Source organism: Kitasatospora sp. NBC_01287 (genome assembly GCF_026340565.1).
GTDB lineage: Bacteria > Actinomycetota > Actinomycetes > Streptomycetales > Streptomycetaceae > Kitasatospora.
Map to the genome: position 1 here is coordinate 3,031,069 of NZ_JAPEPB010000001.1, position 26,011 is coordinate 3,057,079.

General features: G+C 68.4%; 16 protein-coding genes and 3 rRNA genes. 4 read left to right on the plus strand and 15 right to left on the minus strand.

What is annotated here, in order from left to right:
• Nucleotides 1–53: 53 nt before the first annotated feature.
• Together OG455_RS12720 and OG455_RS12725 are read left to right on the plus strand one after the other, a co-directional pair.
• Nucleotides 54–272 (plus strand): heavy-metal-associated domain-containing protein, encoded by a 219-nt coding sequence (locus OG455_RS12720; RefSeq protein WP_266293171.1) that lies wholly within the window; start codon nucleotides 54–56, stop codon nucleotides 270–272.
• 100 nt (nucleotides 273–372) lie between these two features.
• Complete coding sequence (locus OG455_RS12725; protein ID WP_266293173.1) at nucleotides 373–2,643, plus strand: cation-translocating P-type ATPase; 2,271 nt, start codon at nucleotides 373–375, stop codon at nucleotides 2,641–2,643.
• 86 nt (nucleotides 2,644–2,729) lie between these two features.
• On the opposite strand, the gene OG455_RS12730 is transcribed toward OG455_RS12725, so the two are convergent.
• The 3 genes from OG455_RS12730 to OG455_RS12740 all read right to left on the minus strand — a co-directional run bounded on the left by OG455_RS12730 (nucleotide 2,730) and on the right by OG455_RS12740 (nucleotide 7,755).
• A complete protein-coding gene (locus tag OG455_RS12730; RefSeq protein ID WP_266293175.1) occupies nucleotides 2,730–3,449 on the minus strand; it encodes an SDR family NAD(P)-dependent oxidoreductase in 720 nt (239 codons plus the stop codon).
• Between the two features lie 545 nt (nucleotides 3,450–3,994).
• The gene (locus OG455_RS12735) at nucleotides 3,995–5,293 is read right to left on the minus strand and encodes a citrate synthase (RefSeq protein WP_266293177.1); all 1,299 of its coding nucleotides are present in this window, start codon (nucleotides 5,291–5,293) and stop codon (nucleotides 3,995–3,997) included.
• Between the two features lie 236 nt (nucleotides 5,294–5,529).
• Nucleotides 5,530–7,755: an ATP-dependent RecD-like DNA helicase gene (locus OG455_RS12740; RefSeq protein WP_266293179.1), complete on the minus strand. Its 2,226-nt coding sequence runs from the start codon at nucleotides 7,753–7,755 to the stop codon at nucleotides 5,530–5,532.
• Nucleotides 7,756–7,933: 178 nt separating this feature from the next.
• Here OG455_RS12740 and OG455_RS12745 point away from each other — a divergent pair, with 178 nt between their 5' ends.
• Nucleotides 7,934–8,722: a VOC family protein gene (locus OG455_RS12745; RefSeq protein ID WP_266293181.1), complete on the plus strand. Its 789-nt coding sequence runs from the start codon at nucleotides 7,934–7,936 to the stop codon at nucleotides 8,720–8,722.
• A gap of 28 nt (nucleotides 8,723–8,750) precedes the next feature.
• Nucleotides 8,751–9,203: a GNAT family N-acetyltransferase gene (locus OG455_RS12750; RefSeq protein ID WP_266293183.1), complete on the plus strand. Its 453-nt coding sequence runs from the start codon at nucleotides 8,751–8,753 to the stop codon at nucleotides 9,201–9,203.
• A gap of 100 nt (nucleotides 9,204–9,303) precedes the next feature.
• On the opposite strand, the gene rrf is transcribed toward OG455_RS12750, so the two are convergent.
• The 12 genes from rrf to eccD all read right to left on the minus strand — a co-directional run bounded on the left by rrf (nucleotide 9,304) and on the right by eccD (nucleotide 25,951).
• Nucleotides 9,304–9,420: ribosomal RNA gene (gene rrf, locus OG455_RS12755) — 5S ribosomal RNA — on the minus strand.
• 84 nt (nucleotides 9,421–9,504) lie between these two features.
• Nucleotides 9,505–12,626: ribosomal RNA gene (locus tag OG455_RS12760) — 23S ribosomal RNA — on the minus strand.
• A gap of 270 nt (nucleotides 12,627–12,896) precedes the next feature.
• Nucleotides 12,897–14,418 (minus strand): 16S ribosomal RNA (locus OG455_RS12765).
• Together the 16S, 23S and 5S rRNA genes form the textbook arrangement of a ribosomal RNA operon.
• Before the next feature lie 476 nt (nucleotides 14,419–14,894).
• A complete protein-coding gene (locus tag OG455_RS12770) occupies nucleotides 14,895–16,580 on the minus strand; it encodes a ribonuclease J (protein ID WP_266293185.1) in 1,686 nt (561 codons plus the stop codon).
• Nucleotides 16,581–16,787: 207 nt separating this feature from the next.
• A complete protein-coding gene (gene dapA, locus OG455_RS12775; protein WP_266293187.1) occupies nucleotides 16,788–17,687 on the minus strand; it encodes a 4-hydroxy-tetrahydrodipicolinate synthase in 900 nt (299 codons plus the stop codon).
• Nucleotides 17,688–17,915: 228 nt separating this feature from the next.
• Nucleotides 17,916–18,650 carry an FAD-dependent thymidylate synthase gene (gene thyX / locus OG455_RS12780; protein WP_266293189.1) on the minus strand — a complete coding sequence of 245 codons (735 nt, stop codon included), beginning with the start codon at nucleotides 18,648–18,650 and terminating at the stop codon, nucleotides 17,916–17,918.
• Complete coding sequence (locus OG455_RS12785) at nucleotides 18,647–19,087, minus strand: tetratricopeptide repeat protein (protein ID WP_266293191.1); 441 nt, start codon at nucleotides 19,085–19,087, stop codon at nucleotides 18,647–18,649. Before OG455_RS12785 ends, thyX begins: the two co-directional genes overlap by 4 nt.
• 16 nt (nucleotides 19,088–19,103) lie before the next feature.
• The gene (gene dapB / locus OG455_RS12790; protein WP_266293193.1) at nucleotides 19,104–19,850 is read right to left on the minus strand and encodes a 4-hydroxy-tetrahydrodipicolinate reductase; all 747 of its coding nucleotides are present in this window, start codon (nucleotides 19,848–19,850) and stop codon (nucleotides 19,104–19,106) included.
• A 69-nt stretch (nucleotides 19,851–19,919) separates the two neighbouring features.
• Nucleotides 19,920–21,272 carry a pitrilysin family protein gene (locus OG455_RS12795; RefSeq protein ID WP_266293195.1) on the minus strand — a complete coding sequence of 451 codons (1,353 nt, stop codon included), beginning with the start codon at nucleotides 21,270–21,272 and terminating at the stop codon, nucleotides 19,920–19,922.
• A 143-nt stretch (nucleotides 21,273–21,415) separates the two neighbouring features.
• Complete coding sequence (locus OG455_RS12800; RefSeq protein ID WP_266293197.1) at nucleotides 21,416–23,623, minus strand: polyribonucleotide nucleotidyltransferase; 2,208 nt, start codon at nucleotides 23,621–23,623, stop codon at nucleotides 21,416–21,418.
• Nucleotides 23,624–24,028: 405 nt separating this feature from the next.
• Entirely contained in the window at nucleotides 24,029–24,319 is a 291-nt protein-coding gene (gene rpsO, locus OG455_RS12805; RefSeq protein WP_266293199.1) for a 30S ribosomal protein S15, read from the minus strand.
• 174 nt (nucleotides 24,320–24,493) lie between these two features.
• Nucleotides 24,494–25,951 (minus strand): type VII secretion integral membrane protein EccD, encoded by a 1,458-nt coding sequence (gene eccD, locus OG455_RS12810; RefSeq protein ID WP_266293201.1) that lies wholly within the window; start codon nucleotides 25,949–25,951, stop codon nucleotides 24,494–24,496.
• Nucleotides 25,952–26,011: the final 60 nt, after the last annotated feature.

Here is a 26,011-nt window from a genome sequence, read left to right on the forward strand (position 1 = left end):
CCACCCCCTGGCGCCCCTTCATCTCTCGATCTCTCGACCTCCCGGAGGCACCGATGTCCAGCACCGTCACCTACACCGTCACCGGCATGAGCTGCGGCCACTGCGAGAAGTCGGTCAGCTCCGAGCTCTCCGCGCTGACCGGTGTCACCGAGGTGGCCGCGGACGCCAAGGCCGGCACCGTGACCGTCTCCTCCGAGCAGCCGCTGGCCCTGGCCGACGTGCGCGCCGCCGTTGACGAGGCCGGCTACGAGCTGGTCGGCCCGGCCGCCTGACGCCGCCCACTCACTGCCGGCCGGTCCGGGCCCGGCGACGGGGGGCACCGCCCCGGCGGCCGCCCCCCGCACCCCGCAGACCTCGCGTAGGAGCCGCACCATGAGCACCGCCACCACCGCCCCCTCCGGCATAAGCGACCGCGTCGAGCTCGCGATCGGGGGCATGACCTGTGCCTCCTGCGCCGCCCGGGTCGAGAAGAAGCTCAACCGGATGGACGGCGTCGCGGCCACGGTCAACTTCGCCACCGAGAAGGCCCGGATCGACTTCGGCCCGGAGACCACGGTGGCCGACCTGATCGCCACCGTCGAGCGCACCGGCTACACCGCCGAGCTGCCCGCGCCGCCGCCGGCCGCCGCCGGGTCGGGCCCGTCGGCCGGGTCGGCCGGGTCGGCCGCCGAACCCGACCCGCAGCGCCGCCGCCTGCTGGTCAGCACCGTGCTCACGGTCCCGGTGGTGCTGCTCTCGATGGTGCCGGCCCTGCAGTTCACCTTCTGGCAGTGGCTCGCCTTCGCGCTCACCGGCCCGGTGGTCGCCTACGGCGGCGCGCCGTTCCACCAGGCCGCCTGGACCAACCTCAGGCACCGCGCGGCCACCATGGACACCCTGGTCTCGCTCGGCACCCTGGCCGCCTTCGGCTGGTCCGTCTGGGCCCTGTTCCTCGGCGGCGCGGGGATGCCGGGGATGAAGCACGCGTTCTCCCTCACGGTCGGCCGCGGCGACGCCGCGTCGACGCTCTACCTGGAGACCGCGGCCGCCGTCACCACGCTGATCCTGCTCGGCCGCTGGCTGGAGGCCCGCTCCAAGCGCCGGGCGGGCGCCGCGCTGCACGCCCTGCTCGACCTCGGCGCCAAGGAGGTCGCGGTGCTGCGGGACGGGCGCGAGGTCCGCGTCCCGGTGGCCGAGCTGAGCGTCGGCACCCGCTTCGTGGTTCGGCCCGGCGAGAAGATCGCCACCGACGGCGTGGTGGTCGAGGGCGCCTCGGCCGTGGACGCCTCGATGCTCACCGGCGAATCGGTGCCGGTCGAGGTCTCGGTCGGCGACAGCGTGACCGGCGCCACCGTCAACGCGGGCGGCCGCCTGGTGGTCCAGGCCCGCCGGGTCGGCGCGGACACCCAGCTGGCCCGGATGGCCGAGCTGGTCGAGCAGGCGCAGAACGGCAAGGCCGCCGCCCAGCGGCTGGCCGACCGGATCTCCGCGGTCTTCGTCCCGGTGGTGATCCTGATCGCGCTGGCCACCCTGGCCGGGTGGCTGCTGGCCGGTGGCAGCGCCACCGAGGCCTTCACCGCCGCCGTCGCCGTGCTGATCATCGCCTGCCCGTGCGCGCTGGGCCTGGCCACCCCGACCGCGCTGCTGGTGGGCACGGGGCGCGGCGCCCAGCTGGGCATCCTGATCAAGGGCCCCGAGGTGCTGGAGACCACCCGGCGGGTGGACACCATCGTGCTGGACAAGACCGGCACCGTGACCACCGGCGCCATGGCGCTGACCGCGGTGCACACCGCCGAGGGTGTCGCCACCGAGCAGGCACTGCGCCTGGCCGGAGCGCTGGAGCACGCCTCCGAGCACCCGATCGCCCGGGCCATCGCCGCCGCGGCGAGCGACCGGGTCGGCCCGCTGCCCTCCGTCGAGCGGTTCGAGAACCTGCCGGGGCGCGGCGTGCGCGGCCTGGTGGACGGGCACGCGGTGCTGGCCGGCCGGGCGAGCCTGCTGGCCGACCTGGCGCACCCGCTCGGCCCCGCTCTGGCCGCAGCCAAGGGCGCCGCCGAGGCCGCAGGGCGCACCGCCGTCGTGGTCGGCTGGGACGGCGCGGCCCGCGCGGTCCTGGAGGTGGCCGATGCCGTCAAGCCCACCAGCGCGCAGGCGGTGCGCGAGTTGCGCGCGCTCGGCCTGCGCCCGGTGCTGCTGACCGGCGACCACAGCGCGGTGGCGCTGGCGGTGGCGGCGGAGGTCGGCATCGAGCCGGCCGACGTGATCGCCGAGGTGCTGCCCGAGCAGAAGGTCGCGGTGGTCAAGCGCCTGCAGCAGGAGGGCCGTGCGGTGGCGATGGTGGGCGACGGCGTGAACGACGCCGCCGCGCTCGCCCAGGCCGACCTCGGGCTCGCGCTCGGCACCGGCACCGACGCCGCGATCGAGGCCGCCGACCTGACCCTGGTCCGCGGTGACCTGCGGGTGGCGGCCGACGCGATCCGGCTCTCCCGGCGGACCCTGGGCACCATCAAGGGCAACCTCTTCTGGGCCTTCGCCTACAACGTGGCGGCCCTCCCGCTGGCCGCCGCCGGGCTGCTGGACCCGATGGTGGCCGGGGCCACCATGGCCTTCTCCTCGGTCTTCGTGGTCACCAACAGCCTGCGCCTGCGCCGCTTCGGCACCTGACCTCCGCCTGCCTGGCTGCCCTGCTTGCCTGCCTGCCTGCCTGGCTGCCGCCCACCCGGGCTGTCCCGGCGGTGAGCTCCTCGGCGCTACCGCCCGAGGAGCTCACCGCCGTTGCAGTGCAGGATCTCGCCGGTGATGAAGCCCGCCCCGGCCGAGGCCAGGAACTCCACCGCCGCGGCCACCTCGCCCCGCTCGCCGACCCGGCCCAGCAGGGTGCGCGCGGCCCGGCGCGAGACCTCGGCCTCGTCCAGCCGCGGCCCGAAGAACTCGGTGCCGGCCACCGTGCCGGGCGCCACGATGTTCGCGGTGATCCCGGAGGGGCCGAGCTGGGCGGCCAGGAAGTGGTTCCAGGCGTGCAGCGAGGCCTTGGCGGCCCCGTAGGAGCCGGCCCCGCGCAGCGCCGCGATCGAGCTGATGGTGATCACCCGGCCCCCGCCCGGGGTGAGCCGGTCGCGCACCGACTCGGTGAGCAGCACGGCGGTGAGCACGTTGCGCTCGAAGTCGCCGCGCCAGCGGGCCAGCAGCGCGTGCGGGCCGGCCCCGAAACCGGTCTCCCGGCTGCCGGCGTTGTTGACCAGCACGTCGATCCGGGCCGGCAGCGCGGCCAGCGCCGCCTCCACGGCCTCCGGGTCGGCCAGGTCGCAGACCAGCGGGGCGACGCCGCCGCCGAGCCCCTCGGCGGCCTGCTCCAGCACCGCGCGCCGCCGCCCGACGATCACCACCGAGTCACCCGCCTCGACGAACCGACGGGCGATCTCCAGGCCGATCCCGGTCCCACCGCCGGTGACGACAACGCTCCTGGCCATCTGCTTCTCTCCCGCCCAGTCCGCACCGGCGCCCAGTCCGTACCGGAATGCCACGATTCCTATCACGCTGGGTTGCCATCGCTGCGGGGAGGGTGACACCCGGCGGCGCGGGTCCGGTGTGGTATGAGCGGGTGAACCGGAGGCCGCGGGGGCCGGCGAGAGACAACTCACACCACCCCGACGTAACTTTGCCGACCCTGATACGTCTTACCTTGGTGAGAGCGGCCGACGATTCGCGGAACGGCACGCGCGGTGCACCTCCCCTGGATGTGCCGCGCGCCCGCGGTCGGCGGACGCCACGGGGCTCCGGCGGGCCCCGGGTGCGCACGGCGCTGCCGGGCGGTGGGGTGGTCAGGAACGCTTTGAGCGGCCGTTCCGGACCTCGCCCACCCCCCGGGCGCCGTGCGCTGTACCGCCGCCCACCTCACGCTTCCCGCTTCCCGCTTCCCGCTTCCCGCACAGCATGGTGAAGGCCCCGCAGCACGGCTGCGGGGCCTTCGGCACAACGGGCGCCCCACCGGAGCACCGGCGGGGGCGAGCCGCGCTCAGCGCTTGTCGAGCGCCACGTAGTCGCGGATCGCGGTGCCGGTGTAGATCTGGCGCGGGCGGCCGATCCGGCTGGTCGGGTCGTTGATCATCTCGTGCCAGTGGGCGATCCACCCGGGCAGCCGGCCCAGCGCGAACAGCACGGTGAACATGCTGGTCGGGAAGCCCATCGCGCGGTAGATCAGGCCGGTGTAGAAGTCGACGTTCGGGTAGAGCTTGCGCGAGACGAAGAAGTCGTCGTTGAGCGCGTGCTCCTCCAGCTTGAGCGCGATCTCCAGCAGCTCGTCCGACTTGCCCAGCTGCGCCAGCACGTCGTGCGCCAGGCCCTTGACCAGCGCGGCGCGCGGGTCGAAGGCCTTGTACACGCGGTGGCCGAAGCCCATCAGCTTGACGCCGTCCTCGCGGTTCTTCACCTTGCGGATGAAGGCGTCGACGTCGCCGCCGTCGGCCTGGATCTGCTCCAGCATCTCCAGCACCGCCTGGTTGGCACCGCCGTGCAGCGGGCCCCAGAGCGCCGAGATGCCGGCCGAGATCGAGGCGAACTGGTTCGCGTGGCTGGAGCCGACCAGGCGCACCGTCGAGGTGGAGCAGTTCTGCTCGTGGTCGGCGTGCAGGATGAAGAGCTTGTCCAGCGCGTTGACGATCACCGGGTTGAGCTCGTAGTCCTGGGCCGGGACCGCGAAGGTCATCCGCAGGAAGTTCTCGACGTAGCTCAGGTCGTTGCGCGGGTAGACGAAGGGCTGGCCGACGGACTTCTTGTAGGCGTAGGCCGCGATGGTCGGCAGCTTCGCCAGCAGGCGGACCGTCGACAGGTGGCGCTGGTCCGCGTCGAAGGGGTTGTGGCTGTCCTGGTAGAAGGTCGACAGCGCGCCGACCACCGAGGAGAGCATCGCCATCGGGTGCGCGTCCCGGGGGAAGCCCTGGTAGAAGCGCTTGACGTCCTCGTGCAGCAGCGTGTGCTGGGTGATCTCGCTGTTGAACTCCGCCAGCTGGTCGGCGGAGGGCAGCTGACCGTTGATCAGGAGGTACGCGGTCTCGATGAAGCTGCCCTGCTCGGCGAGCTGCTCGATCGGGTAACCGCGGTAGCGGAGGATGCCGTTGTCACCGTCCACGAAGGTGATCGCGGACTTGTAGGCAGCGGTGTTGCCGAAGCCGTTGTCCAGGGTGACCAGGCCGGTCTGCGGGAGCAGCTTCGAGATGTCGAAGCCGGCGTTCCCCGCAGTGCTCTCGACGACGGGGTACTCGTACTCGCCGCCCTGGTACCGCAGTACTACCGCGTTTTGACTGTTCTCGCTCACGCGCTTCCTCACCGACGAAATGAAAATCCGCTTCCAAGGTGCCCTGCCCGTCCACCCTCCCCCATCCGGAGGACGACCGCGCACCCGGGGTGGCCCAAAAGAGCCGTGCACCACAAGAACCGACGGCCCAGCCCGTATGAACCGGACAAGATCGCGGCAAGACTAGGCTGGTCCATCAATTTCTTCACGTCAAGATACCCCCGCCGAGGCCCTCGCCCCCATTCGGCCTCAGATGATCATCCAATGGACAGTCGGTGATCCAGCGCTGAATGGCGGCGGCCCGCGCTCACGGTGCGCACCGCCTGCCCGATCGCCTTGCGCGAGCCGACCAGCACCACCAGCTTCTTCGCCCGGGTGACCGCCGTGTAGAGCAGGTTGCGCTGCAGCATGGTCCACGCCGAGGTGGTGACCGGAATCACCACCGCTGGATACTCGCTGCCCTGCGAGCGGTGGATCGTGACGGCGTAGGCGTGCTGCAGCTCGTCCAGTTCGTCGAAGTCGTAGGGCACCTCCTCGTCCTCGTCGGTCAGCACGGTCAGCCGCTGGTCCTCCACGCTCAGCGCGGTGACGACCCCCACCGTGCCGTTGAAGACGCCGTTCTGGCCCTTGTCGTAGTTGTTGCGGATCTGGGTGACCTTGTCGCCCACCCGGAAGGTGCGCCCGCCGAAGCGCTTCTCGGCCAGCCCCTCGCGCCCTGGGGTGACGGCGGCCTGGAGCAGCGTGTTGAGGTTGCCCGCACCGGCCGGGCCGCGGTGCATCGGGGCCAGCACCTGCACGTCCCGCCGGGGGTCCAGCCGGAACCGCTGCGGGATCCGGCGGGCCACCACGTCCACCACCAGACCGGCCGCGCGCTCGGTGTCGTCCTCCACGAAGAGGAAGAAGTCGGGCAGCCCGTCGGTGAGCGGCGGCTGGCCCTCATTGATCCGGTGCGCGTTCACCACCACGCCGGACTGCTGCGCCTGGCGGAAGATCCGGGTCAGTCGCACCGACGGGACCGGGCCGTCCGCGGCGAGCAGGTCGCGCAGCACCTCGCCGGCGCCGACCGAGGGCAGCTGGTCCACGTCCCCCACGAAGAGCAGGTGCGCGCCCGGCGCCACCGCCTTGACCAGCTTGTTGGCCAGGATCAGGTCCAGCATCGAGGCCTCGTCCACCACCACCAGGTCGGCGTCCAGCGGCCGGTCCCGGTCGTAGGCCGCGTCACCACCCGGACGCAGCTCCAGCAGCCGGTGCACGGTGGAGGCCTGGTGCCCGGTCAGCTCGGCCAGCCGCTTGGCCGCCCGCCCGGTGGGCGCCGCGAGCAGCACCTTGGCGCGCTTGGCCAGCGCCAGGGTGACGATCGACTTGACGGTGAAGGACTTGCCGCAGCCCGGGCCGCCGGTCAGCACCGCGACCTTCTCGGTCAGCGCGAGCCTGACCGACTGCTCCTGCTCCGGCGCCAGCTCGGCGCCGGTGCGCTGCGCGAGCCAGGCCAGCGCCTTCGTCCAGTCCACGCCCCCGCCGTGTCGATCGGAGAAGGCGGGCATCCGGTCGCTCTCGGCCCGCAGCAGCCGCAGCACCTGGTTGGACAGCGAGATCTCGGCGCGGTGGAAGGGCACCAGGTAGACCGCGGTGACCAGCTGGCCACCGTCTCCGGGCAGGCTCTCGCGCACCACGCCCTCCTCGGCGACCAGCTCGGTGAGCGAGTCGATCACCAGCCCGACGTCCACCTGCAGGAGCTTCACCCCGTCGGCGATCAGCCGCTCCTCGGGCAGGTAGCAGTGCCCCTGGTCGCTGCTCTGGGAGAGCGCGTACTGCAGGCCGGCCTTCACCCGCTCCGGGCTGTCGTGCGGGATCCCGACCGCCTGGGCGATCCGGTCCGCGGTCAGGAAGCCGATGCCCCAGACATCGGCGGCCAGCCGGTAGGGCTCGTTCTTGACCACGCCGATCGAGCTGTCGCCGTACTTCTTGTAGATCCGCACAGCGAGCGAGGTGGAGACCCCCACCCCCTGGAGGAAGACCATCACCTCCTTGATCGCCTTCTGCTCCTCCCAGGCCGCCGCGATCATCTTGGTGCGTTTGGGCCCGAGCCCCGGGACCTCCACCAGGCGCCCCGGCTGCTCCTCGATCACGGTGAGCGTGTCGGCCCCGAAGTGCTCCACGATCCGCTCCGCGAAGCGCGGGCCGATGCCCTTGATCAGGCCCGAGCCCAGGTAGCGCTGGATGCCCTGCACGGTGGCGGGCAGCACGGTGGTGTAGTTCTCCACGGTGAACTGGCGCCCGTACTGCGGGTGCGATCCCCAGCGGCCGTGCAGCCGCAGCGACTCCCCCACCTGCGCGCCGAGCAGCGCGCCGACCACCGTGAGCAGGTCTGCGCTGCCCCGCCCGGTGTCGACCCGGGCCACCGTGTAGCCGGTCTCCTCGTTGGCGTAGGTGATCCGCTCCAGCACGCCCTCGACCTCGGCGAGCTGCCGCTGGCCCGGCACCTGAGCCTCCTGGGACCGCTGCCCGGCCATCCGGGAACCCCCCTCACACCACTGCTGAACCATGCGAAAAGCACGGTACCGCGCCGGACCGACACCGCGGGGCCGATGGCCACCCGCTGGTGGGAGGCCCGCGATGACACGACGATGACAGGGGAGGACCCAGAGACGGAGGACAACCATGCTGACCACCAACTACGTGCCCGGCACACCGAACTGGCTCGACCTGGGCAGCCCCGACACGGACGGCGCCCAGGCCTTCTACACCGGCCTCTTCGGCTGGACCTTCGCCTCGGCCGGCCCGAACGCCGGAGGTTACGGCTTCTTCCAGCAGGACGGTCGGACGGTCGCCGCCCTCGGCCCGCTCACCGAGGAGGGTGCCGAGGCGGCCTGGACGCTCTACTTCCACACCGCGGACGCCGACCTGACCAGCACGCTGGTCCAGCGGGCGGGCGGCACGGTCCGCTTCGGCCCGTTCGACGTCTTCAGCAACGGCCGGATGGCGGGCTACACCGACCCGACCGGCGCCCGGTTCGCCGTCTGGCAACCCGGTGAAACGCTCGGCCTGGACGCCGTGACCGCGGTCGGCACCCTCTGCTGGACCGAACTGCACACGAGCGATCCGGTGGCCGCCAAAGCCTTCTACGGGGCCGTCCTCGGCTGGGTGGCGCAGGACGTGCCGTTCGGCGCCTTCACCTACACCGTGGTCTCCCCCACCGCCGGCGGCACCGACGCCAGCCAGGGGGGCATCGTGGGCCTGCTGCCCGAGGACAAGGCCGCGGACGGCTCCTTCTGGCTCCCCTACTTCGAGGTCGCGGACACCGACGCCACCCTCGCCCGGGCCCAGGAGCTCGGCGGCAGCGTACGCGGCCCCGCGGTGGACGCCCCCGGGGTCGGCCGGCTCGCGCAGCTCGCCGACCCGCACGGCGCGGTCTTCTCGATCATCACGAGCACTCCGGCGGTCGGGTGAACGGACCGGTGTCCGTAGGGTGAGCGGCATGGAAGATCTTGAAATCCGCCCGGCCACCGCGGCGGACATCCCCGCCATCGTGGCCATGCTCGCCGCCGACCCGGTAGCCGTCTCCCGCGAGAGCCCGGACGATCTGGCCCCCTACTACGCGGCCTGGGAGCGCGTGGCCGCCGATCCCAACCAGCACCCGACCGTCGCCGTCCGCGCCGGCCGGGTGGTCGGCACCCTACAGCTCAGCGTGATCCCCGGACTCTCCCGCACCGGGGCCACCCGGGTCATCGTGGAGGCGGTCCGGGTCCACGCGGACGAACGGGGCAGCGGCCTGGGCACGGCGCTGATGGAGTGGGCGATCGAGCGCTCCCGCGAACTCGGCGCGAACCTGGTGCAGCTCACCTCGGACCGGAGCCGCACCGACGCGCACCGCTTCTACGAGCGGCTGGGATTCACCGGATCGCACCTCGGCTTCAAGCTGCAGCTCTGACTGCCTGATTGCCTGACCATCTGACCATCTGACGACCGCGAGGCCCCGGAAACGCGAAGAAGCCCCCAGCCGAAAGGCTGGGGGCTTCTCCTGAATGATTGTTCGGCGGCGTCCTACTCTCCCACAGGGTCCCCCCTGCAGTACCATCGGCGCTGTAAGGCTTAGCTTCCGGGTTCGGAATGTAACCGGGCGTTTCCCTCACGCTATGACCACCGAAACACTATGAAACTATCGGCCGCACCGTCCCATGGCCATGGAACGGGGTCGTTGTTTCAGAACAACACAGTGGACGCGAGCAACTGAGGACAAGCCCTCGGCCTATTAGTACCGGTCAGCTCCACCCATTACTGGGCTTCCACATCCGGCCTATCAACCCAGTCGTCTACTGGGAGCCTTACCCTCTCAAGGAGGTGGGAGTGCTCATCTCGAAGCAGGCTTCCCGCTTAGATGCTTTCAGCGGTTATCCCTCCCGAACGTAGCCAACCAGCCATGCCCTTGGCAGGACAACTGGCACACCAGAGGTTCGTCCGTCCCGGTCCTCTCGTACTAGGGACAGCCCTTCTCAACACTCCTACGCGCACAGCGGATAGGGACCGAACTGTCTCACGACGTTCTAAACCCAGCTCGCGTACCGCTTTAATGGGCGAACAGCCCAACCCTTGGGACCTACTCCAGCCCCAGGATGCGACGAGCCGACATCGAGGTGCCAAACCATCCCGTCGATATGGACTCTTGGGGAAGATCAGCCTGTTATCCCCGGGGTACCTTTTATCCGTTGAGCGACGGCGCTTCCACAAGCCACCGCCGGATCACTAGTCCCTGCTTTCGCACCTGCTCGACCCGTCGGTCTCACAGTCAAGCTCCCTTGTGCACTTACACTCAACACCTGATTGCCAACCAGGCTGAGGGAACCTTTGGGCGCCTCCGTTACTCTTTAGGAGGCAACCGCCCCAGTTAAACTACCCACCAGACACTGTCCCTGATCCGGATCACGGACCCAGGTTAGACATCCAGCACGACCAGAGTGGTATTTCAACGTCGACTCCACGACAACTGGCGTTGCCGCTTCAAAGTCTCCCACCTATCCTACACAAGCCGAACCGAACACCAATATCAAGCTATAGTAAAGGTCCCGGGGTCTTTCCGTCCTGCTGCGCGAAACGAGCATCTTTACTCGTAATGCAATTTCACCGGGCCTATGGTTGAGACAGTCGAGAAGTCGTTACGCCATTCGTGCAGGTCGGAACTTACCCGACAAGGAATTTCGCTACCTTAGGATGGTTATAGTTACCACCGCCGTTTACTGGCGCTTAAGTTCTCAGCTTCGCCTGGTCGAAACCAAGCTAACCGGTCCCCTTAACGTTCCAGCACCGGGCAGGCGTCAGTCCGTATACATCGCCTTACGGCTTCGCACGGACCTGTGTTTTTAGTAAACAGTCGCTTCTCGCTGGTCTCTGCGGCCACACCCAGCTCAGAGAGCAAGTCTCCTCACCAGACATGGCCCCCCTTCTCCCGAAGTTACGGGGGCATTTTGCCGAGTTCCTTAACCATAGTTCACCCGAACGCCTCGGTATTCTCTACCTGACCACCTGAGTCGGTTTGGGGTACGGGCCGCCATGAAACTCGCTAGAGGCTTTTCTCGACAGCATAGGATCATCCACTTCACCACAATCGGCTCGGCATCAGGTCTCAGCCTTAATGAGTGGCGGATTTGCCTACCACTCGGCCTACACCCTTACCCCGGGACTACCACCGCCCGGGCTGGACTACCTTCCTGCGTCACCCCATCGCTCACCTACTACCCTGTTGGATCAGCGGCTCCACCACGTCCCTTCGTCCGAAGACTCCAGGCCGGCTTCACGGCTTTAGCATCCAGAGGTTCGACGTTGGCGCTTCAAAGCGGGTACGGGAATATCAACCCGTTGTCCATCGACTACGCCTGTCGGCCTCGCCTTAGGTCCCGACTTACCCTGGGCAGATCAGCTTGACCCAGGAACCCTTGGTCAATCGGCGCAAGAGTTTCCCACTCTTGTATCGCTACTCATGCCTGCATTCTCACTCGTATCCCGTCCACGACTCGATTCCTCGGCCGCTTCACCCGGAACACGACGCTCCCCTACCCATCCACAGCGCCGTTGGACGTATTCTGTGAATGACACGACTTCGGTGGTGTGCTTGAGCCCCGCTACATTGTCGGCGCGGAATCACTTGACCAGTGAGCTATTACGCACTCTTTCAAGGGTGGCTGCTTCTAAGCCAACCTCCTGGTTGTCTCTGCGACTCCACATCCTTTCCCACTTAGCACACGCTTAGGGACCTTAGTCGGTGTTCTGGGCTGTTTCCCTCTCGACCATGGAGCTTATCCCCCACAGTCTCACTGCCACGCTCTCACTTACCGGCATTCGGAGTTTGGCTAAGGTCAGTAACCCGGTGAGGCCCATCGCCTATCCAGTGCTCTACCTCCGGCAAGAAACACGTGACGCTGCACCTAAATGCATTTCGGGGAGAACCAGCTATCACGGAGTTTGATTGGCCTTTCACCCCTAACCACAGGTCATCCCCCAGGTTTTCAACCCTGGTGGGTTCGGTCCTCCACGCGGTCTTACCCGCGCTTCAACCTGCCCATGGCTAGATCACTCCGCTTCGGGTCTTGGGCATGCAACTCAAACGCCCTATTCGGACTCGCTTTCGCTACGGCTACCCCACACGGGTTAACCTCGCTACACACCGCAAACTCGCAGGCTCATTCTTCAAAAGGCACGCAGTCACGGCCCGCCGAGAAAACTCGACGAACGACGCTCCCACGGCTTGTAGGCACACGGTTTCAGGTACTATTTCACTCCGCTCCCGCGGTACTTTTCACCATTCCCTCACGGTACTATCCGCTATCGGTCACCAGGGAATATTTAGGCTTAGCGGGTGGTCCCGCCAGATTCACACGGAATTTCTCGGGCTCCGTGCTACTTGGGAAAAGCTCAAGTGAGCCGCACAGATTTCGTCTACGGGGGTCTTACCCTCTACGCCGGACCTTTCGCATGTCCTTCGACTATCCATACGGTTTCTGACTCACCCAGCCGCCGGCAGACGACTGAAGAACTCTCCCACGACCCCGAAGTGGCAACCCCTGCCGGGTCTCACACCACTACGGTTTAGCCTCATCCGGTTTCGCTCGCCACTACTCCCGGAATCACGGTTGTTTTCTCTTCCTGCGGGTACTGAGATGTTTCACTTCCCCGCGTTCCCTCCACATACCCTATGTGTTCAGGTATGGGTGACAGCCCATGACGACTGCCGGGTTTCCCCATTCGGACACCCCCGGATCAAAGCTCGGTTGACAGCTCCCCGGGGCCTATCGCGGCCTCCCACGTCCTTCATCGGTTCCTGGTGCCAAGGCATCCACCGTGCGCCCTTAAAAACTTGGCCACAGATGCTCGCGTCCACTGTGCAGTTCTCAAACAACGACCAGACACCCACCCTCAACACCCGAAGGCATCTCAAGTAGGACCGGCACTGAGACAACGGAAACCCGTTCCCTCAGGACCCAACAACGTGCCCGACACACCAGACTCACAGTTACGTTTTCCACGCCGAAGCAGTACTCACGAACCATCACCCAGTGTGCCGAATAGTCAACGTTCCACCCATGAGCGAGCACTCCGGGACATTCGCCCGAAGCTGCTATGTGCTCCTTAGAAAGGAGGTGATCCAGCCGCACCTTCCGGTACGGCTACCTTGTTACGACTTCGTCCCAATCGCTGGTCCCACCTTCGACGGCTCCCTCCCAAGGGTTAGGCCACCGGCTTCGGGTGTTACCGACTTTCGTGACGTGACGGGCGGTGTGTACAAGGCCCGGGAACGTATTCACCGCAGCATGCTGATCTGCGATTACTAGCAACTCCAACTTCATGGGGTCGAGTTGCAGACCCCAATCCGAACTGAGGCCGGCTTTTTGGGATTCGCTCCACCTCACGGTATCGCAGCCCTTTGTACCGACCATTGTAGCACGTGTGCAGCCCAAGACATAAGGGGCATGATGATTTGACGTCGTCCCCACCTTCCTCCGAGTTGACCCCGGCAGTCTCCTGTGAGTCCCCATCACCCCGAAAGGCATGCTGGCAACACAGAACAAGGGTTGCGCTCGTTGCGGGACTTAACCCAACATCTCACGACACGAGCTGACGACAACCATGCACCACCTGTATACCGACCACAAGGGGGCGCCCATCTCTGGACGTTTCCGGCATATGTCAAGCCTTGGTAAGGTTCTTCGCGTTGCGTCGAATTAAGCCACATGCTCCGCTGCTTGTGCGGGCCCCCGTCAATTCCTTTGAGTTTTAGCCTTGCGGCCGTACTCCCCAGGCGGGGAACTTAATGCGTTAGCTGCGGCACCGACGACGTGGAATGTCGCCAACACCTAGTTCCCAACGTTTACGGCGTGGACTACCAGGGTATCTAATCCTGTTCGCTCCCCACGCTTTCGCTCCTCAGCGTCAGTAATGGCCCAGAGATCCGCCTTCGCCACCGGTGTTCCTCCTGATATCTGCGCATTTCACCGCTACACCAGGAATTCCGATCTCCCCTACCACACTCTAGCCTGCCCGTATCGAATGCAGACCCGGGGTTAAGCCCCGGGCTTTCACATCCGACGCGACAGGCCGCCTACGAGCTCTTTACGCCCAATAATTCCGGACAACGCTCGCACCCTACGTATTACCGCGGCTGCTGGCACGTAGTTAGCCGGTGCTTCTTCTGCAGGTACCGTCACTTGCGCTTCTTCCCTGCTGAAAGAGGTTTACAACCCGAAGGCCGTCATCCCTCACGCGGCGTCGCTGCATCAGGCTTTCGCCCATTGTGCAATATTCCCCACTGCTGCCTCCCGTAGGAGTCTGGGCCGTGTCTCAGTCCCAGTGTGGCCGGTCGCCCTCTCAGGCCGGCTACCCGTCGTCGCCTTGGTAGGCCATTACCCCACCAACAAGCTGATAGGCCGCGGGCTCATCCTGCACCGCCGGAGCTTTACACCAACCCCCATGCGGAGGAAGGTCATATCCGGTATTAGACCCCGTTTCCAGGGCTTGTCCCAGAGTGCAGGGCAGATTGCCCACGTGTTACTCACCCGTTCGCCACTGATCCACCCCGAAGGGCTTCACCGTTCGACTTGCATGTGTTAAGCACGCCGCCAGCGTTCGTCCTGAGCCAGGATCAAACTCTCCGTGAATGATTACCCGTAATCGGGTTCACACCCGCGTTGAGCGGCACGACAACCACCGGAATAGGGCGGCCCCGTGCACTGCGTCCTCGCTGTGTCTTACTTCAAAAGGAATCTCCAACCCCCACCAAACGGTGAAGGCCGGGGATGTCAACATATCTGGCGTTGACTTTTGGCACGCTGTTGAGTTCTCAAGGAACGGACACTTCCTTCAAGCCGCTCTCGCAAGCTCTCCGGGCGCTTCGTTCTTTTCCTTCGTGTTTCCAGCTTATCAGATGTTTTCCGTTCCGTTTCCGGCTCCGGATTTCATTCCGATTTGCTTTCGCCTTTCGGCGCTCCCGAACTCTAGCAGAGTTTTTCGGCCCGTTTTCCCCGCTCGAACCGAATTCGAACCGAATTCGAAGCGGAGCCGCGCGGCCTGCGGGGCAACTCGGAGAACATTACGCACCGAGCTGCCCCGCGTCAAACCAGGTCGTCGACCGACCTCAGACCTCGACCACGACCGGCAGGATCATCGGCCGGCGGCGGTAGTTGTCGGCCACCCACTTGCCGATGATGCGGCGCACCAGCTGCTGGACCTGGCGAACCTCGAGCACGCCGTTGTCGGCGGACTTGCGCAGCGCCTCCTCCAGCTTCTGCACCACCGGGGAGAACGCCCCGTCGTCGATGCCGGAGCCGCGGGCCTGGATGGTGGGCCCACTGACGATCTTGCCGCTGGAGGAGTCGACCACCACGAAGACCGAGATGAAGCCCTCCTCGCCGAGGATCCGGCGGTCCTTCAGCGAGGACTCCGTGACGTCACCGACGGACGAGCCGTCGACGTACACGTACCCGGCCTGGACCTTGCCGACGATCTTGGCGACGCCGTCGACCAGGTCGACCACCACGCCGTCCTCGGCGATCACCGTGCGGTTCTTCGGAACGCCGGTCTTGATGCCGAGGTCGGCGCAGGCGCGCAGGTGACGCCACTCGCCGTGCACCGGCATCAGGTTCTTCGGCTTGCAGATGTTGAAGAAGTAGAGCAGCTCACCCGAGGAGGCGTGGCCGGAGACGTGCACCTTGGCGTTGCCCTTGTGGACCACGTTGGCGCCCCAGCGGGTGAGGCCGTTGATCACCCGGTAGATCGCGGTCTCGTTGCCCGGGATCAGCGAGGAGGCCATGATCACGGTGTCGCCCTCGACGATCCGGATCTGGTGGTCGCGGTTGGCCATCCGGGAGAGCGCGGCCATCGGCTCGCCCTGCGAACCGGTGCAGACCAGCACGACCTCCTTGTCCGGGAGGTCGTCCAGCTGCTTGACGTCGACGATCAGGTTGCCGGGGACCTTGAGGTAGCCCAGGTCGCGGGCGATGCCCATGTTGCGGACCATCGAGCGACCGACGAAGGCGACCTTGCGCTTGTACTCGTGCGCGGCGTCCAGCACCTGCTGGATCCGGTGCACGTGGCTGGCGAAGGAGGCGACGATGATGCGCTTGTCCGCGTTGGCGAAGACGGTGCGCAGCGCGGCCGAGATGTCCCGCTCGTGCGGGATGAAGCCGGGGACCTCGGCGTTGGTGGAGTCCACCAGCAGCAGGTCCATGCCCTCTTCGGCCAGCTTCGCGAAGGCGGGCAGGTCGGTGAGGCGGCCGTCCAGCGGCAGCTGGTCCATCTTGAAGTCACCGGTGGCGACCACCATGCCGGCGCTGGTGCGGACGGCGACCGCGAGCGCGTCCGGGATGGAGTGGTTGACCGCGATGAACTCGCAGTCGAACGGGCCGATCTGCTCGCGCTCGCCCTCCGCCACCTCCAGCACGTAGGGCCGGATCCGGTGCTCGGCGAGCTTGGCCTCGATCAGGGCCAGGGTCAGCTTCGAGCCGATCAGCGGGATGTCCGGGTTCTCCCGGAGCAGGTACGGCACGGCGCCGATGTGGTCCTCGTGGCCGTGGGTCAGGACGATGCCGTCGATCTTGTCGAGGCGGTCCCGGATCGAGGAGAAGTCCGGCAGGATCAGGTCGATGCCGGGCTGCTCGTCCTCCGGGAAGAGCACGCCGCAGTCGATGATGAGCAGCCGTCCGGCGTGCTCAAGCACCGTCATGTTGCGCCCGATCTCCCCGAGGCCGCCGAGCGGGGTGATCCGGATCGCGTTCGGCGCGAGCGCGGGGGGCGCGCCGAGGTCGGGATGAGGGTGGCTCAAAAGACTCTCCTTCGCGCCGCGCGCCATATGCCCAGGGATCCCCCGGCGACATATGGCGCGCGACTTCGCTAGGTACCTATCAGTACGGTCCGCCCGTCACCGAGCGGCTGGCTTGCTGTGCCTCGCGCCTGTCGTCTCCGGCCCAGCGGCGGGACCCCGGATGCGGCATCAGGGGTCCGGCGAGCCGGAAGGCGCGCACGTCTTCTCCTACAGGTGTACCCCGCCGGCGGCGAGATCCTCCTTCAATCGGGCGATCTCCTCGGGCGTGGCGTCGACCAGCGGCAGCCGGAGCGGACCCGCGGCACGACCCTGCAGCGTGAGGGCGGCCTTGGTAAGGATCACGCCCTGGGTACGGAACATACCGGTGAAGACCGGCAGCAGACCCTGGTGGATCGCGGTGGCCTCGGCGACCTGGCCGCTGCTGAACGCCTCGATCATGGCACGCAGGCGATCGGCGACCACATGGGCCACCACGCTGACCACGCCGACGGCCCCGACCGAGAGCAGCGGCAGGTTCAGGATGTCGTCGCCGGAGTACCAGGCGAGGTCGCTGCGGGCGATCGCCCAGGCCGCGGCGCCGAGGTCGCCCTTGGCGTCCTTGTTGGCCACGATCCGCGGGTGCTCACCGAGCCGCACCAGCGTCTCGTGGCTCAGCGGGACGCCGCTGCGCCCGGGGATGTCGTAGAGCATCACCGGCAGCTCGGTGGCGTCGGCGATGGCGACGCTGTGCCGGTAGAGGCCCTCCTGCGGGGGCTTGCTGTAGTACGGGGTGACCACCAGCAGCCCGTGGGCGCCGGCCGCCTCGGCCTGCCGGGCCAGGTGCAGGCTGTGCGCGGTGTCGTTGGTGCCGACACCCGCGATCACGTGGGCCCGGTCCCCGACCGCCTCGACCACGGCCCGCACCAGCTGGGCCTTCTCGGCATCGCTGGTGGTCGGCGACTCGCCGGTGGTGCCGTTGAGGACCAGGCCGTCGTTGCCGGAGTCCACCAGGTGGGCGGCCAGGCGCTGGGCGCCGTCGAGGTCGAGGTCGCCGTCGGCGGTGAACGGGGTCACCATCGCGGTGAGGACCCGGCCGAATGGAGCGCGGGGTGTGGAGGTCGGAGCCATGGGTCCAAAAATACTCGTAGCCGATGAGGAGGCTGACCCTCCGGTCCAGGGTTCGGACAACGGAGGTACTGACAGCCACCCAGGAACCGGACAAAACATAGGATTCCGGTGCTACCTGCTCGGGGGTTCAAGCAGCACCGGAATCCGTGCCCTGAGCCTAGGGAGCGCCCGAATCGGTCGCAATCCAGACAGGCCGGGCTGATGCGCCCATATGCCTATCGGCCCAGGTCAGGGCGCGACCCGCCCGTGCTCGTTGAAGGCCGCACGGGTGAGCGGCATCAACTGGGCCCAGTGGGCCTCCATCTGCTCGCCCACCATCTCGATCTCGCGCTGCGGGAAGCTGGGCACCTTGGCCCGCTCGTCCTTGGTCCGCAGCGACAGGAAGTGCATCAGCGAACGCGCGTTGCAGGTCGCGTACATGGAGGAGAAGAGGCCCACCGGCAGCACCGCGCGGGCCACCTCGCGGGCGACGCCCTCGGCCAGCATCTCCTGGTACGCCGTGTAGGACTGCTGGTACGCGTGGCGCATCGCCTCGGAGGTCAGCTTGTACTGCTCGGGCGTGCCCTCGACGAACTCGTACTTGCCGGGCCGACCCTGCTGAACGAGCTTGCGCTCCTCGCCGGGCACGTAGAAGACCGGCTGCAACTCACGGTAACGTCCGCTTTCCTCATTGTATGACCAGCCGCTGCGGTGGCGGTGGAACTCGCGGAAGACGAAGATCGGCGCGCTGATCAGGAAGGTCATCGAGTTGTGCTCGAACGGCGTGCCGTGCCGGTCGCGCATCAGGTAGTTGATCAGGCCCTTGGACTTGGCCGGGTCCTCCTGGAGCGCATCCAGCGACTGCTCGCCCTTGGTCGACACCCGGGCCGCCCAGAGCACGTCGGTGTCGGTGGCCGCGCTGCGGACCAGCTCCACCGTGACGTCACTGCGGAAGGTGGGGGTGGCCGCTGCTTCGTCGGTCACGGGTTGCTCCTCAACTTGATCGCGTGGTGCATGGTCTTGCGGGCCCGCGGGGTGTCCCCCGCGTCCGCGTAGGCGACGGCCAGTCGGAACCAGACCCGCCAGTCGCCCGGCTCCGCCTCGGCCTCGGTCCGGCGCTTGGCGAAGACCTCGTCGGCCGAGGCCCGGTCGATCCGGCCGCCGGAGGTGCGGCGCAGCTCGTCCACCGGCAGGCCGCCCTCGGCCTCCAGCTCACGGGACATCGCCTCGGTGGTGCGGCCGAACCGGACGGTCTGGCGCAGGAACCAGACGCCGATCCCCGGGATGATGAAGGCGCAGATCCCGATGCCGATGCCGAACAGCTTGCCGGTGGCGATCAGCTGCACTCCCTCGCCGACGCAGACCAGGGCGACGAAGAAGAGGGTGGCGGCGAGGATGAAGAAGCCGGTACGGGAGGTCATCGGGTGCTCACCGGGCTCACAGGTCGAGGAAGTGCTCAAGGCCCAGGGTCAGCCCGGGCGTGTCCACCACACGGCGCACACCGAGCAGGATGCCCGGCATGAAGCAGCTGTGGTGCAGTGAGTCGTGGCGGATCGTCAGGGTCTCGCCGGTGTCGCCGAGGAGCACCTCCTGGTGCGCCAGCAGGCCGCGCATCCGCACCGCGTGCACCGGCACGCCGTCCACGTCGGCGCCGCGCGCGCCGGGCAGGCCGTGCGTGGTCGGGTCCGACTGGCGGGGCAGGCCGGCCTCCTGGCGGGCGGCGGCGATCAGCTGGGCCGTGCGGGTGGCGGTGCCGGAGGGGGCGTCGGCCTTGCGGTCGTGGTGCAGCTCGACGACCTCGACGGACTCGAAGTAGCGGGCCGCCTGCTGGGCGAAGCGCATGGACAGCACGGCGCCGATCGAGAAGTTCGGCGCGATCAGCAGCCCGAGCCGCGGGTCGGCGGCCAGCCAGCGCCCGGCCTCGGCGAGCCTGGCCTCGTCCCAGCCGGTGGTGCCGGTGACCACGTGGATGCCGTTGTGCAGGCAGTGGTCGAGGTTGCGCATCACCGCGTCGGGGTGGGTCAGCTCGACGGCGACCTGGGCGCCGGACTCGACCAGGGTCTCCAGCTTCGAGTCCCGGCCGAGGGTGGCGACGAGTTCCAGGTCCTCGGCGGCCTCGACGGCCTTCACCGCCTCGGAGCCGATCCGGCCGGTGGCGCCGATGACGGCTACCCGGAGGGTCATGTGGTGTCCTTTCAAGCCGGGTCGGGCCCGCGGGTGGGATGGGCACGCGGGCCCGGTGAGGCCGCGGGGTCAGAGCAGGAAGTCGGCGAGCTTGGCGGCCCGCTTGTCGGTGATCGGCCCGATCAGGGCCAGCGAGGGCCGGTGCGCGCCGAGCACGTCCCGGGCGACCTCCCGCACGTCGTCGAGCGTGACGCCGGCGATCCGCTCCAGCATCTCGTCCACCGAGAGGTGGTGGCCGTAGGCCAGCTCGGCCTTGCCGATCCGGTTCATCAGCGAGCCGGTGTCCTCCATGCCGAGCACCGTGGAGCCGGAGATCTGGCCGACCGCGCGGCTCAGCTCCTCCTCGGTGATGCCGTCGGCGACCACCTTGTCCAGTTCGCCGCGGCAGATCCGCAGCACCTCCTCGACCCGCTTGGGCTGGCAGCCGGCGTAGATGCCGAACAGGCCGCTGTCCGCGTAGGAGGAGGAGTAGGAGTAGACCGAGTAGGCCAGGCCGCGCTTCTCCCGGACCTCCTGGAAGAGCCGCGAGCTCATCCCGCCGCCGAGCACGGCGTTCAGCACGCCCAGTGCCCAGCGCCGCTCGTCGTGCCGGGGCAGGCCGGGCACGCCGAGCACCAGGTGGGCCTGCTCGGTGGCGCGGTTGAGCGTCTCCAGCCGGCCGGCGGTGCGCTGCGCGCGCACCCCGCGGCGGGCCTCGGCGGGGGCCGCCTCGGACCTGGCGAGGACGCCGGCGAAGGCCTCCTCGACCTGCTTGACCACGGCGCGGTGGTCGAGGTTGCCGGCGGCGGCGACCACCAGGTGCTCGGGCTTGTAGCGGCGCTTGAAGAAGCCGGCGATCTGGTCGCGGCTGAGCCCCTTGACGGTCTCCTGGGTACCCAGGATCGGGCGGCCGAGCGGGGCGTCACCGTAGATCACCTTGGCGAAGAGGTCGTGCACCACGTCACCCGGGTCGTCCTCGGCCATCGCCATCTCCTCGAGGATGACGCCGCGCTCGGCCTCCACGTCCTCGGGGCGGATCAGCGAGCCGGTGAGCATGTCGCAGACCACGTCGATGGCCAGCGGCAGGTCGGTGTCCAGCACCCGCGCGTAGTAGCAGGTGTTCTCCTTGGCGGTGAAGGCGTTCATCTCGCCGCCGACCGCGTCCAGGGCCGCCGAGATCTCCAGCGCGCTGCGCCGCTCGGTGCCCTTGAAGAGCAGGTGCTCCAGGTAGTGGGTGGCGCCGTTCAGCACCGGCGTCTCGTCCCGGGAGCCGACGCCGACCCAGATGCCGAAGGTCGCCGAACGGACCGTCGACAGGGTCTCGGTGACGACCCGCAGGCCGCCGGGGAGCACCGTGCGGCGCACGGTTCCGGCCCCGTCCGTGCCCTTGAGCAGGGTACGGGTGGTGCCTGGGCGCTGCTTGGCCGCCGAAGCCTGGGCCACGAAAGTTCCTCTCGAGCAAGGACAACAGGGTGCGGCCCGTACGCCGCGAGGGCGTACGGGCCGCGGGTTCAGCTAGTGCCGCGTCAGGCAACTTCTGCGCGACGGGGCGAAGGTCGCCTGGACGCGGCGCTAGGGTCGAGCGCTCACTCGGCGGCGCTCTCGCCGCCCTCCTCGCCCTCGACGACCGGGATCAGCGAAAGCTTGCCGCGCGGGTCGATCTCGGCGATCTCGACCTGCACCTTGGCGCCGACGGCGAGCACGTCCTCGACGTTCTCCACGCGCTTGCCACCGGCGAGCTTGCGGATCTGCGAGATGTGCAGCAGGCCGTCCTTGCCCGGCATGAGCGAGACGAACGCGCCGAACGTCGTGGTCTTCACCACGGTGCCCAGGTAGCGCTCGCCGACCTCCGGCATGGTCGGGTTGGCGATCTGGTTGATCGTCGTACGGGCAGCCTCCGCCGAGGGACCGTCGACCGCACCGATGTAGATGGTGCCGTCGTCCTCGATGGTGATGTCCGCGCCGGTGTCCTCCTGGATCTGGTTGATCATCTTGCCCTTCGGGCCGATGACCTCACCGATCTTGTCCACCGGGATCTTGATGGTGATGATGCGCGGCGCGTTCGGCGACATCTCGTCGGGCGCGTCGATCGCCTCGTTCATCACGTCCAGGATGTGCAGACGCGCGTCCTTGGCCTGCTTCAGCGCGGCGGCCAGCACCGAGGCCGGGATGCCGGTGAGCTTGGTGTCCAGCTGCAGGGCGGTGATGAAGTTGCGGGTACCGGCGACCTTGAAGTCCATGTCGCCGTACGCGTCCTCGGCACCCAGGATGTCGGTCAGCGCGACGTAGTGGGTCTCACCGTCGATCTCCTGCGAGATCAGGCCCATGGCGATACCGGCGACGGCGGCCTTCAGCGGCACACCGGCGTTCAGCAGCGACATGGTGGAGGCGCAGACCGAGCCCATCGAGGTGGAGCCGTTGGAGCCCAGCGCCTCGGAGACCTGGCGGATCGCGTAGGGGAACTCCTCGCGGGTCGGCAGGACCGGGATCAGGGCGCGCTCGGCGAGCGCGCCGTGGCCGATCTCGCGACGCTTCGGGGAGCCGACGCGGCCGGTCTCGCCGACCGAGTACGGCGGGAAGTTGTAGTTGTGCATGTAGCGGCGACGCGTCTCCGGGGAGAGCGTGTCCAGCTGCTGCTCCATGCGGAGCATGTTGAGGGTGGTGACGCCCAGGATCTGGGTCTCGCCACGCTCGAACAGGGCCGAGCCGTGCACCCGCGGGATCGCCTCGACCTCGGCGGCCAGGGTGCGGATGTCGGTGACACCGCGGCCGTCGATGCGGACCTTGTCCTTGATGACGCGCTCGCGGACGATCTTCTTGGTCAGCGCGTTGTACGCGGCGCTGATCTCCTTCTCGCGGCCCTCGAACTCCGGGAGCAGCTTCTCGCCGGCCAGCGCCTTGACGCGGTCCAGCTCGTTCTGGCGCTCCTGCTTGCCCGCGATGGTGAGCGCCTTGGCCAGCTCGTCCTTGACGGCGGCGGTCAGCGCGGCCAGCACGTCGTCCTGGTACTCCAGGAAGACCGGGAACTGGCCGGTCGGCTTGGCGGCCTGGGCGGCGAGCTTGGACTGCGCGGCGCAGAGCACCTTGATGAAGGGCTTCGAGGCCTCGAGGCCGGCGGCCACGACGTCCTCGGTGGGCGCCTCGGCGCCGCCCTCGACCAGCTTGATCGTCTTGTCGGTGGCCTCGGCCTCGACCATCATGATCGCGACGTCGCCGTCCGGCAGCGTGCGGCCGGCCACGACCATGTCGAAGACGGCTTCCTCAAGCTCGCTGTGGGTCGGGAAGGCCACCCACTGGCCGCGGATCAGCGCGACGCGGACGCCGCCGATCGGGCCGGAGAACGGCAGGCCGGCCAGCTGGGTGGAGGCGGAGGCCGCGTTGATGGCCACCACGTCGTACAGGTGGTCGGGGTTGAGCGCCATGACGGTGACGACGACCTGGATCTCGTTGCGCAGGCCCTTGACGAAGGACGGGCGCAGCGGGCGGTCGATCAGCCGGCAGGTCAGGATGGCGTCCTCGGAGGGGCGACCCTCACGACGGAAGAACGAGCCGGGGATCCGGCCCGCGGCGTACATCCGCTCCTCGACGTCCACCGTCAGCGGGAAGAAGTCGAAGTGCTCCTTCGGCTGCTTGGAGGCGCTGGTGGCCGACAGCACCATGGTGTCGTCGTCCAGGTAGGCCACGGCGGAGCCGGCGGCCTGACGGGCCAGGCGGCCGGTCTCGAAGCGGATGGTACGGGTGCCGAAGGAACCGTTGTCGATCACGGCCTCGGCGTAGAACACGTTCTCTTCCACCTGGAAGATCTCCTCTTTCGTACGTTTCCGGGAGAGCGCCCCCGCGCTTGCCTGCCGGTGGCCCTGACTCGCCGGGCCGGTCTTCGATCGAAGCCCCCGGGGGCTCCCGCGTCGGTCCGCGGGACTCCCGGCGGCCACTACCGAGGACCGGCGCCTCTCGGCTGCCAGGCCGCTCAGCGGTGGGCGTCTGGACGCTCTCCTGGATGCGGGCGGCTTCCGTTTGAAGCCTGCGGCCCGCAGGGGGGTTGTGCTGCTGGGGTGAAGCGCCGGTCGGCGCTCTCACCCGGCATGCCCACAACCCTACGGTGCGAATCTCGACCGCCTCGGGAGGCGGACCGGGATTTCTGCGACCGGTACGCGTGCGGGGCGGCTCCCCGTGGTGGGGAGCCGCCCCGAGCGGCGGTCTTAGCGGGCGCCGCCGGCGGCACCGCGGCGGATGCCCAGACGGTCGACGAGCGTACGGAAGCGCTCGATGTCCTTCTTGGCCAGGTACTGCAGCAGGCGACGGCGCTGACCGACGAGGATCAGCAGGCCGCGACGGCTGTGGTGGTCGTGCTTGTGGAACTTGAGGTGCTCGGTCAGGTCCGAGATGCGGCGGGAGAGCATGGCCACCTGCACCTCGGGGGAGCCGGTGTCGCCCTCCTTCTGACCGAACTCGGCGAAGATCTGCTTCTTGACGTCAGGGGCGAGAGCCACTGCAACTCCTCTTGGGTGACCGAGCGATCCCGGTATGCGACACAGGATCTTCTGGGACTCGGCAGCCCAAGGGTACCAGCCACCCGTGCAGCCCCGCCCCGGGCCCGCCCCGCCTGCGACCGCCCGGCTCGGGACCGGCCTCGGCCGGTGACGGGCCCCACCTGGTACGCGGCCTCAGCTGGTGACGCCGCGCACCAGCGTGTAGATGTCCAGCACCGCGAGGGCCAGCGGCACCAGCGCCATCAGCAGCAGGCTGTCCACCATGTCCAGGATCCGGCCCCAGAAGGGTGACACGCCCAGCCGCGGCACCACCAGGGCGATCGCGATCAGCAGCGTGGCGCCGAGCGCGATCGAGCCGCCCAGCCAGAGGGTGCGCAGGTCCACGGCCGTGGTGCTGGTGGCCTTGATGATGAAGAGCGGGGTGTGCAGCGACAGGCCCAGGATCAGCAGCGACAGGCCCAGCAGGCCGGCGACGGTGAGGCTGAAGACCTGCGCGGTGTAGCGGAACAACCGGGCCCGCAGCATCGTCGAGATGCCCAGGGCCAGCGCCAGCAGCTGCGGGAAGGGCTGGTCGCTGAAGCCGAGCACGGCGCAGGCGCCGACGATCACCGCGGCGCAGCCGCCGACCAGGCCGACCAGCACCTCGTGGCCGCGCCGGGCCTGGTGGGCGATCCGCTCGTACTGCACGGCCTCGGCCCGGCTCTCCTCCTCGATCGCCCGGCTGCCGCGGGTGCGGGCCTGGCCCGGGGCGCTGAAGCCCACCGGCAGGCGGGCGAAGCGGGCCGAGAGGGCCGGCAGGAAGCCGATCGCGGCGAGCGCGGCCACGCCGGCCACGGCGGCGATGTGGCCGGCGGGGGTGTTCGGCATCAGCACGGCGGAGAAGGTGGCCAGGGTGCCCCCGGCCGAGAGCACCGCGGCGGCCACGAAGACCGAGTCCCTCGTCGGGAGCAGGCCCACCAGCAGCACCGAGACCACCAGCATGGCGGCGCAGCCGACCAGGAACTGCAGGCGGCCGGGGCCGTCGTACTTGTGGGTGACGGCGAGGATCCCGGTCCCGGCGATCAGCGCGTGCGGCAGCGCCCCGATGCCCAGGGTGACGGCCGAGGCGTCGTCCCGGTAGACCCGGGCCCGCACTCCGGCGAAGGCGACCAGCAGCACGGCGGTGACCCCGCTGAGCACGCCGGGCAGGCCGTGCATGTCGTGGCGCAGGTCGGAGAACCAGAGCGCGAAGCCGAGCAGCACGATCAGCAGGCCGGCGCCGACCAGGCCGAAGGACCGCATCAGGTCCGGGCTCCAGAACCGCCGGTCCGCCTCGACCGCGCTGGCGATCGCGTCGGCGACGTCGTCGTAGACGGCCGGCGGCAGCGACTCGGCGAACGGACGCAGGCTCAGCAGGTCACCGTCGCGCACCTGCTGGGCGTTGAGCGGCAGGCCGCTGTCGAGCACGGTGCCGTCGCGGCGCACCAGGTGGAAGCCGGTGGCGGCGCCTTCGGCCTGGGTCTGGCCGGAGAGCCGCAGCACCTCGGGGTAGACGTCCGCGAGCGGCACGTCCTCCGGCAGGGCCACATCGATCCGGCTGTCCGGTGCCACCACGGTGACCCGGCAGAATCCGGTCGCTGCGTTCGAACTCACCGGTGCTCCCCCTTGCTCGCTTGTCCCGGGTCGACGTGCATCGCGCCGACCACGCGCCGC

What these genes read in the sequence shown, in the direction of transcription:
- OG455_RS12750 (WP_266293183.1), top strand. Translation starts at nt 8,751, where the DNA reads ATGGAAGATCTTGAAATCCGCCCGGCCACCGCGGCGGACATCCCCGCC.
- OG455_RS12785 (WP_266293191.1), bottom strand. Translation starts at nt 19,087, where the DNA reads ATGACCTCCCGTACCGGCTTCTTCATCCTCGCCGCCACCCTCTTCTTC.
- OG455_RS12720 (WP_266293171.1), top strand. Translation starts at nt 54, where the DNA reads ATGTCCAGCACCGTCACCTACACCGTCACCGGCATGAGCTGCGGCCAC.
- dapB (WP_266293193.1), bottom strand. Translation starts at nt 19,850, where the DNA reads ATGACCCTCCGGGTAGCCGTCATCGGCGCCACCGGCCGGATCGGCTCC.
- dapA (WP_266293187.1), bottom strand. Translation starts at nt 17,687, where the DNA reads ATGGCTCCGACCTCCACACCCCGCGCTCCATTCGGCCGGGTCCTCACC.
- OG455_RS12730 (WP_266293175.1), bottom strand. Translation starts at nt 3,449, where the DNA reads ATGGCCAGGAGCGTTGTCGTCACCGGCGGTGGGACCGGGATCGGCCTG.
- OG455_RS12745 (WP_266293181.1), top strand. Translation starts at nt 7,934, where the DNA reads ATGCTGACCACCAACTACGTGCCCGGCACACCGAACTGGCTCGACCTG.
- OG455_RS12725 (WP_266293173.1), top strand. Translation starts at nt 373, where the DNA reads ATGAGCACCGCCACCACCGCCCCCTCCGGCATAAGCGACCGCGTCGAG.